Genomic DNA, 7,097 nt, shown 5'->3' on the forward strand with positions numbered 1-7,097 from the left:
GAGGGGAACCACGCGTACCCATCCCGAACACGACCGTTAAGCCCTCCAGCGCCGATGGTACTTGGACCGAAGGGTCCCGGGAGAGTAGGACGTTGCCAAGCGGCTTTTTTTTTTGCCTGAATTTAACGTAATCTCTCCCGAAGGAGAGTATGCGGAATTTTTTATCGATGAAAGTCAAGAAGCTGGCCCGGCTTAAGCGGTGAATTCCGATGCCGACCTCGAAGTGAATCGAGAAGCAGTCTCAGCCGGTGCGGAAGGACGTTGCCAAGCGGCTTTTTTTTTGCCTGAATTTAACGTAATCTCTCCCGAAGGAGAGTATGCGGAATTTTTTATCGATGAAACTCAAGAAGCTGGCCCGGCTTAAGCGGTAAATTCCGATGCCGACCTCGAAGTGATTCGAGAAGCATTTTCAGCCGGTGCGGAAGGACGTTGCCAAGCGGCTTTTTTTTGCCTGAATTTAACGTAATCTCTCCCGAAGGAGAGTATGCGGAATTTTTTATCGATGAAACTCAAGAAGCTGGCCCGGCTTAAGCGGTGAATTCCGATGCCGACCTCGAAGTGATTCAAGAAGAGTCACAATCGGTGCGGAAGGACGTTGCCAAGCGGCTTTTTTTTGCCTGAATTTAACGTAATCTCTCCCGAAGGAGAGTATGCGGAATTTTTTATCGATGAAACTCAAGAAGCTGGCCCGGCTTAAGCGGTAAATTCCGATGCCGACCTCGAAGTGATTCGAGAAGCAATCTCAGCCGGTGCGGAAGGACGTTGCCAAGCGGCTTTTTTTTGTTTTAAAGTGAGAACCAAGCCTTGCGGGTATATGCCGGTGAGGCTTTTTTACCACATTAGAAAGTTTAAGTTCATTAAAGCATTAAAATGGAACAAACTTTCTAATTGGCATAAAAAGCTACCTTTAAAACCGGGTTATTCTTCTTCGAAGAGGCTCCGTTAGGAGCTTTTTTTATTTTACCCTGCAGTTAATACCTACGGCGTTTGTTCATAAAGAAGGGCCATTCTTTCGCAGTGTATAGAAATAGTTGAAAAACCTCACAATGTAAACAATGCTTTGAACTTTGATGGTCGTTGCTCACTGCAGGGCGTTTTTTTATATTTTTTAGGTTAAATTACTTAAAATCCCTTATTTTTACTGCCTTTTCACCATATTTTGAATTGGAAACATTACCATTTAAACGTGTCCTTGACATTAAAAATAGGCTTCTGATAATATTTCAATAATATACGTATAGGCAGTTATCAGGCTAAGGAGGATATTGGTGTGTGGGAAACCAAATTTGCTAAAGAAGGATTGACTTTCGATGACGTGCTTCTCGTCCCTCGTCGTTCGGAGGTGTTCGGACCTAAACAGGTAGATGTATCTACTCGTTTAGGACATCTTAAACTAAACATTCCTTTGCTAAGCTCGGCAATGGATACGGTGACGGAAGCCGTACTGGCTATTGCCATGGCTCGTGAAGGCGGAATCGGAGTTATTCATAAGAATATGAGTATTGCCCAGCAGGCAGAGGAAGTGGATCGGGTTAAGCGCTCGGAAAGCGGCGTTATTACCAATCCATTTTCTTTAACCCCGGAACATCATGTATACAATGCCGAAGAGCTAATGAGCAAGTTCCGTATTTCCGGGGTACCGATTGTCGATGAGAACAATAAGCTGGTTGGTATTCTGACGAATAGGGATCTTCGTTTTGTTCATGATTATTCGATTAAAATTAAAGATGTCATGACGAAGGATAATTTGGTAACCGCGCCGGTCGGTACGACGCTGCAGCAAGCGGAGCATATTTTGCAGAAGCATAAGATAGAGAAGCTGCCCCTGGTGGACGAGACTAACGAGCTTAAAGGTCTTATAACGATTAAAGACATTGAGAAGGCTATACAGTTCCCTAATGCCGCCAAGGACAGCCAGGGAAGGCTGATGGTAGGTGCGGCTATCGGAGCCTCTAAGGATGCGTTAGAGCGGGCTACAGCGCTTGTAAACGCGGGAGTCGATATGATTGTCGTTGACTCTGCTCACGGCCATCATATTAATATTAGCAATACGGTTCGCGAATTGAGAAAGCATTTCCCGGAACTGGTTATTGTAGCGGGCAACGTTGCTACCGGGGATGGGACAAGAGACCTGATTGAAGCCGGCGCTTCCGTAATTAAGGTAGGTATCGGACCAGGCTCCATCTGTACGACAAGGGTTATTGCCGGTATAGGCGTACCTCAGGTTACAGCGATTTATGATTGTGCCACAGTGGCCAGACAATACAATGTACCGATCATTGCCGATGGAGGAATCAAGTACTCCGGGGATGTTACGAAGGCGCTGGCGGCAGGTGCAGATGCCGTCATGATCGGAAGCCTGTTTGCCGGAACGGAAGAAAGCCCGGGAGAATCGGAAATTTACCAGGGCCGGAGATTTAAAGTATATCGTGGTATGGGATCTATCGGGGCTATGAAGGAAGGAAGCAAGGACCGGTATTTCCAGGAGGATGAGACCAAACTGGTTCCGGAAGGAATTGAAGGACGCGTTCCTTACAAAGGACCTTTGAAGGATTCCATTCATCAGTTGATTGGCGGCTTGATTCAAGGTATGGGCTACTGCGGAACCAAGAATTTGCAAGAGCTCAGGGAAGATACGCAATTTATTCGGATTAGCGGTGCAGGTCTGAGGGAAAGCCATCCTCACGATGTGCAAATTACTAAGGAAGCACCTAACTATTCGTTATAAACCCGCGTCTAACGCAAATTTGTTGCATACAACCATTCGCTGGATGGTTTCCCGTCTATTAATAACTCTAACGGAAATTAATTAAATAGAATGAAGGTTGAACAGGGTGCGGAATTACCCTGTTTTTCCTTTTGTTTGGACAAGGCTCTATGTTAAAATAAGAGGACTACGACCATGGGAGTGTGAAAGGTGAAGTACGGGTTATCACTACGAAAACCGTTGTGTATGTTTCTTGCAGCTTTAATTGCGATGGCTGCATTTCTGTCTGCCGTTCCTGAAGAAGCCCTTGCTGCTGACAATGAATTAAATTTGGAAGTCAAATCAGCTATATTGATGGATGCAGCTACCGGTCAAGTCATCTATGAATTTAACGCGGACGAGCCTCTGCCTCCCGCCAGCATGTCGAAGATGATGACTGAATACATAGTAATGGAGAAGATAGAGAGCGGAGAACTCAGTTGGGACGATTTGGTGACCACTACGGAATATGCGGCCAACGTCATTGGATCGGGACAGCTCCTCGCCTATCAGGAGAAACTGCCGGTTAAGGATATGTTTGCTTCAATGTCTATCTATTCGGGAAATGATGCAACTGTTGCTTTAGCGGAGCATATCGCTGGTAACGAAGAGAAATTCGCCGAAATGATGAACGAGAAAGCTCGGGAATTAGGGCTTTCCGAGTCTGCACATTTTATCAATTCCACTGGACTTGGAAGGGATGACCTTGGGAAATATGCCCCTCAGAACATTCCGGGGGAAACTATGATGACTGCCCGAGATTCCGCATTACTGGCTTATCATATTATTAAAGATCACAAGGAAGTATTGGAATATACGAAGACCACCCGGAGAAAGCTGAGAGAACGGGACACGACCGAGATGACGAACTGGAACTGGATGCTGGAAGGGTGGAGCACTGATTCGGTCAGCTTGAAAAAGTATGCTTATGAAGGTCTGGACGGATTGAAGACAGGCCATACCGATGAAGCCGGCTATTGCTTTACCGGAACCGCCGAGAGAAACGGCTTGAGATTAATCAGTGTCGTCATGGGTGCCCAATCGGAGCCGAAACGTTTTGAAGAAACCCGCAAGCTGCTGGATTATGGGTTTAAAAATTTCGAGAAGAAAACGATTTATAGTTCCGGCAGTGAAATCGAAGAACTGAAAACCGTCAAAATGAATAAAGGGGTTAAAACCCAAGTTCCTGTCGTAACCGGTTCTGATCTGTCGATATTGGTAAGAAAGGGAGCCAGCGACGAGGAATTTGTCAAAGAAGCAACCCCTCTTCCGGAAGATCAGCTGGTCGCACCTATTAAAAAAGGTGATAAAATGGGTACCTTAAAGGTAAAGTACAACGAACAGGAATTTTCCGTTGATCTCGTTGCGGCCGAGGATAATGAGAAGGGAAGCTGGCTCCGTCTGCTGTTCCGGGCGATTAAGGACTTTTTCGTCAGCATAGGAACGAGCATTAAGAATTTGTTCTAGAGTTTCTTCTTATTAATAACGAGAATAGACTAAAATTCCGATACCGGGGATTTAAAATGCGGGCAAACAGTTGTTTATTTAAATCCCTTCCTGTAAAATGTTTTTTTAGGTATATGCAGGATTAAAAATATCCCTTTCGGGAGGAATTACTTTTGTTTGATGCAAAATTGCTTAGATATGAATTCGAACGCGCCCAACAAGCGATGATCAACCGGGGAGGCTCTCCGGATGAGCTTAATCAATTTGTCGGATTGGACAAGACGAGGCGCGAACTTCTGCAAGAAGTTGAACAATTGAAAAATCGCCGAAACGTAGTTTCTCAAGAGGTTGCCGCCAAGAAGAGGGCTAAGGAGGACGCGGAACCACTCATCATTGAGATGAGGGAAGTTTCCGACCGCATTAAAGAGATGGACGAGCAGCTTCGGGGAATCGAAGAGGATTTGAATGCGATTCTGCTGTCGCTTCCCAATATGCCCCATGACTCCGTGCCTGTCGGGGCTTCAGAAGATGACAATGTGGAAATCCGCCGCTGGGGGGAGCCCAAGTCCTTCTCCTTCGATGTGAAGCCTCATTGGGAGGTTGCCCAAGAACTCGGTATTCTCGATTTTGAGGCGGCTTCTAAAGTAACCGGTTCGCGATTTGTTTTCTATAAAGGATTAGGTGCCCGCCTGGAGCGTGCGCTTGCGAACTTTATGATGGATCTGCACAGCAGTGAGCACGGTTATGAAGAAATGCTCCCTCCGCTGATCGTAAATAAAGAGAGCTTGACCGGAACGGGACAGCTGCCGAAGTTTGCTGAGGATGTATATGAAATTCAAGGAACGGAATACTTTTTGATTCCGACCGCAGAAGTTCCGGTTACTAATTACCATAGGGATGAAATTCTATCTATGGAAGATCTGCCTAAATATTTTGTCGCGTACAGTGCTTGCTTCCGCTCGGAGGCGGGTGCTGCCGGTAGAGATACAAGAGGGTTGATTCGCCAGCACCAGTTCAACAAAGTGGAATTGGTCAAGCTTGTCTCGCCGGAAAGCTCTTACGATGAGCTTGAGAAGCTGACGGAAAATGCGGAGAAGGTTCTGCAATTGCTGCAGCTGCCGTATAGGGTAATGAACTTGTGTACGGGGGATCTCGGTTTCTCCTCAGCGAAAACTTATGATCTGGAGGTCTGGCTGCCTAACAGCCAAGCTTACAGGGAAATCTCGTCTTGCAGTAATTTTGAAGATTTCCAAGCCAGAAGGGCGAATATCCGTTTCCGCAGAGATGCCAAGGCAAAGCCTGAATTTGTCCATACTTTGAATGGATCTGGATTAGCGTTAGGAAGAACAGTGGCGGCTATTCTGGAGAACTACCAACAAGAGGACGGAAGTGTCGTGATTCCGGAAGTTCTTCGTCCATATATGAACAATGTTGCCGTCATTAGCAAAAAGTAACGTTGAAAATTCACTGCTATATGTGATACAATGATCATTGTCCCCAAATGGATAATGGGAGGATTCCGTATGGAATCGTCCGTTCGGAGAGGTGGTCGAGTGGTTTAAGGCTCTGGTCTTGAAAACCAGCGAAGGGGTGACTCTTCCGTGGGTTCGAATCCCACCCTCTCCGCCATATTTTAGTCAAATAGTAAATGGTTAAGCTGTAACCTGAATAGGTTGCGGCTTTTTTGTTTGTCCAGACATTTAGACGGTATTAAAACGAACATATGTTTTTTCGATACTAAGCAGCTTGGTTCATACTACTTCTTGTATAAAAGAGGCGAAGCTTCGGCATTTTAAACTCATGGAGGTGTTCATAAAATGAGCAATATCGAAGCTCCAGTGGTTAATCAAGCGGCTTTGGTGGAAGCCTGGCAGGAAACCTTGCCGACCCTGCTTAATGATGGTGACCGATCCAATGTCGTCGGGGACGGGGTAGATGAGCAATCGCTTCGTATACACATTGATACTGCTGGGCATACGGGATATTCTTTTGACTTTCTGTGCACGTATGTCGATTCCCGGGAAGTAAAGGTGGAGCTCGTCGATGTAGAGATCAACAATCGAACCATTGATGAGCGTATCGAAACGATTCAACAGCTTGCAGATGATTACGTAAGACATATTCATGAATGTGCTCAGGCTTTACATGAGCTGACCAACAAGTGAGGAGGCCGTTTATTATATGACGAAAGCAGCAAGGAAAGACAAGAATTTGCAGAATGTTGTCGATAAGCTGGAGACAACTGCGGTAAATAGTCACCAGCGGCAGCAGATTCAGCAGGATACCAATGACCGTCGGCATCAAGATGCTTTGAACCATGATGAAGAATAGGGGGTAAAACCATTGCCGAAAACTAAAACGATACCCGTACCTTCACCTTCTCCGGATAATAAGCAGTTCCGGGATAGACATGACGAGCCTGCCAATGAACCTCTCTCCGGCTCCAAGAAAGTCAAAAATCGCAATCATTCCCGCAATAACCATGGGGAAGGCAGTTAATTAGCACAAAGAAGAGAAACCCTTAAGACTCTGATGGTGTGGTAATTGTTGGAGTATGAATATTTATTAATAACGGCCGCATACTATAGTCGACGGTGACAAGAGAGGTTGTGGTTCCGTTGAACTTCTCAGCGAAACAACCGAGTGTACGATTATTTTAGCTCGTTATAGAAACTGGAGGGATGTGCCAAAGACACGTTAGACGTGTCTCCAACACATCGGGACATTGTCGGAGACATGTTATCCAAAAGGAAGCTATACGAAGCTTGAAATGATCCCGAACAAGTCACCGTCACGATCAGAGGTCTCCTGGAGGCCTCTGATTTTTGTTATGGCTTTAGCCAGTTGAGCTCGCGAAGCGTGCGAAACAAAAAACCACCCGCTATGCGGGTGGAGGGATCGAGGG

General features: G+C 45.9%; 7 protein-coding genes, 1 tRNA gene and 1 rRNA gene. All 9 read left to right on the forward strand.

All coding sequences use genetic code 11. The features are described from left to right. Positions 1 to 101 (forward strand): 5S ribosomal RNA (gene rrf, locus FS806_RS24650); the annotation flags it as partial. 98 nt (positions 102 to 199) lie between these two features. Continuing rightward, positions 200 to 364: a hypothetical protein gene (locus FS806_RS26430; RefSeq protein ID WP_222126769.1), complete on the forward strand. Its 165-nt coding sequence runs from the start codon at positions 200 to 202 to the stop codon at positions 362 to 364. Between the two features lie 906 nt (positions 365 to 1,270). Further along, positions 1,271 to 2,728, forward strand: coding sequence for an IMP dehydrogenase (gene guaB / locus FS806_RS24655; protein WP_144941940.1), 1,458 nt, complete (start codon positions 1,271 to 1,273; stop codon positions 2,726 to 2,728). Between the two features lie 225 nt (positions 2,729 to 2,953). Further along, positions 2,954 to 4,213: a D-alanyl-D-alanine carboxypeptidase family protein gene (locus FS806_RS24660; protein WP_144941946.1), complete on the forward strand. Its 1,260-nt coding sequence runs from the start codon at positions 2,954 to 2,956 to the stop codon at positions 4,211 to 4,213. Between the two features lie 152 nt (positions 4,214 to 4,365). Further along, positions 4,366 to 5,646: a serine--tRNA ligase gene (serS, locus tag FS806_RS24665; protein WP_144941942.1), complete on the forward strand. Its 1,281-nt coding sequence runs from the start codon at positions 4,366 to 4,368 to the stop codon at positions 5,644 to 5,646. An 85-nt stretch (positions 5,647 to 5,731) separates the two neighbouring features. Beyond that, positions 5,732 to 5,821 (forward strand) — tRNA-Ser (locus FS806_RS24670). Positions 5,822 to 6,009: 188 nt separating this feature from the next. Then, the gene (locus tag FS806_RS24675; RefSeq protein WP_144941944.1) at positions 6,010 to 6,357 is read left to right on the forward strand and encodes a hypothetical protein; all 348 of its coding nucleotides are present in this window, start codon (positions 6,010 to 6,012) and stop codon (positions 6,355 to 6,357) included. A 16-nt stretch (positions 6,358 to 6,373) separates the two neighbouring features. Further along, the gene (locus tag FS806_RS25975) at positions 6,374 to 6,523 is read left to right on the forward strand and encodes a hypothetical protein (RefSeq protein WP_186328529.1); all 150 of its coding nucleotides are present in this window, start codon (positions 6,374 to 6,376) and stop codon (positions 6,521 to 6,523) included. A 12-nt stretch (positions 6,524 to 6,535) separates the two neighbouring features. Next, positions 6,536 to 6,691 carry a small acid-soluble spore protein P gene (locus FS806_RS24680; protein WP_260982251.1) on the forward strand — a complete coding sequence of 52 codons (156 nt, stop codon included), beginning with the start codon at positions 6,536 to 6,538 and terminating at the stop codon, positions 6,689 to 6,691. The last annotated feature ends 406 nt before the right edge of the window (positions 6,692 to 7,097 follow it).

It is taken from the genome of Paenibacillus sp. 32O-W (assembly GCF_007679495.1).
Taxonomy (GTDB): domain Bacteria; phylum Bacillota; class Bacilli; order Paenibacillales; family NBRC-103111; genus Paenibacillus_L; species Paenibacillus_L residui.

What these genes read in the sequence shown, in the direction of transcription:
- FS806_RS24660 (WP_144941946.1), top strand. Translation starts at nt 2,954, where the DNA reads ATGTTTCTTGCAGCTTTAATTGCGATGGCTGCATTTCTGTCTGCCGTT.
- FS806_RS24675 (WP_144941944.1), top strand. Translation starts at nt 6,010, where the DNA reads ATGAGCAATATCGAAGCTCCAGTGGTTAATCAAGCGGCTTTGGTGGAA.
- FS806_RS25975 (WP_186328529.1), top strand. Translation starts at nt 6,374, where the DNA reads ATGACGAAAGCAGCAAGGAAAGACAAGAATTTGCAGAATGTTGTCGAT.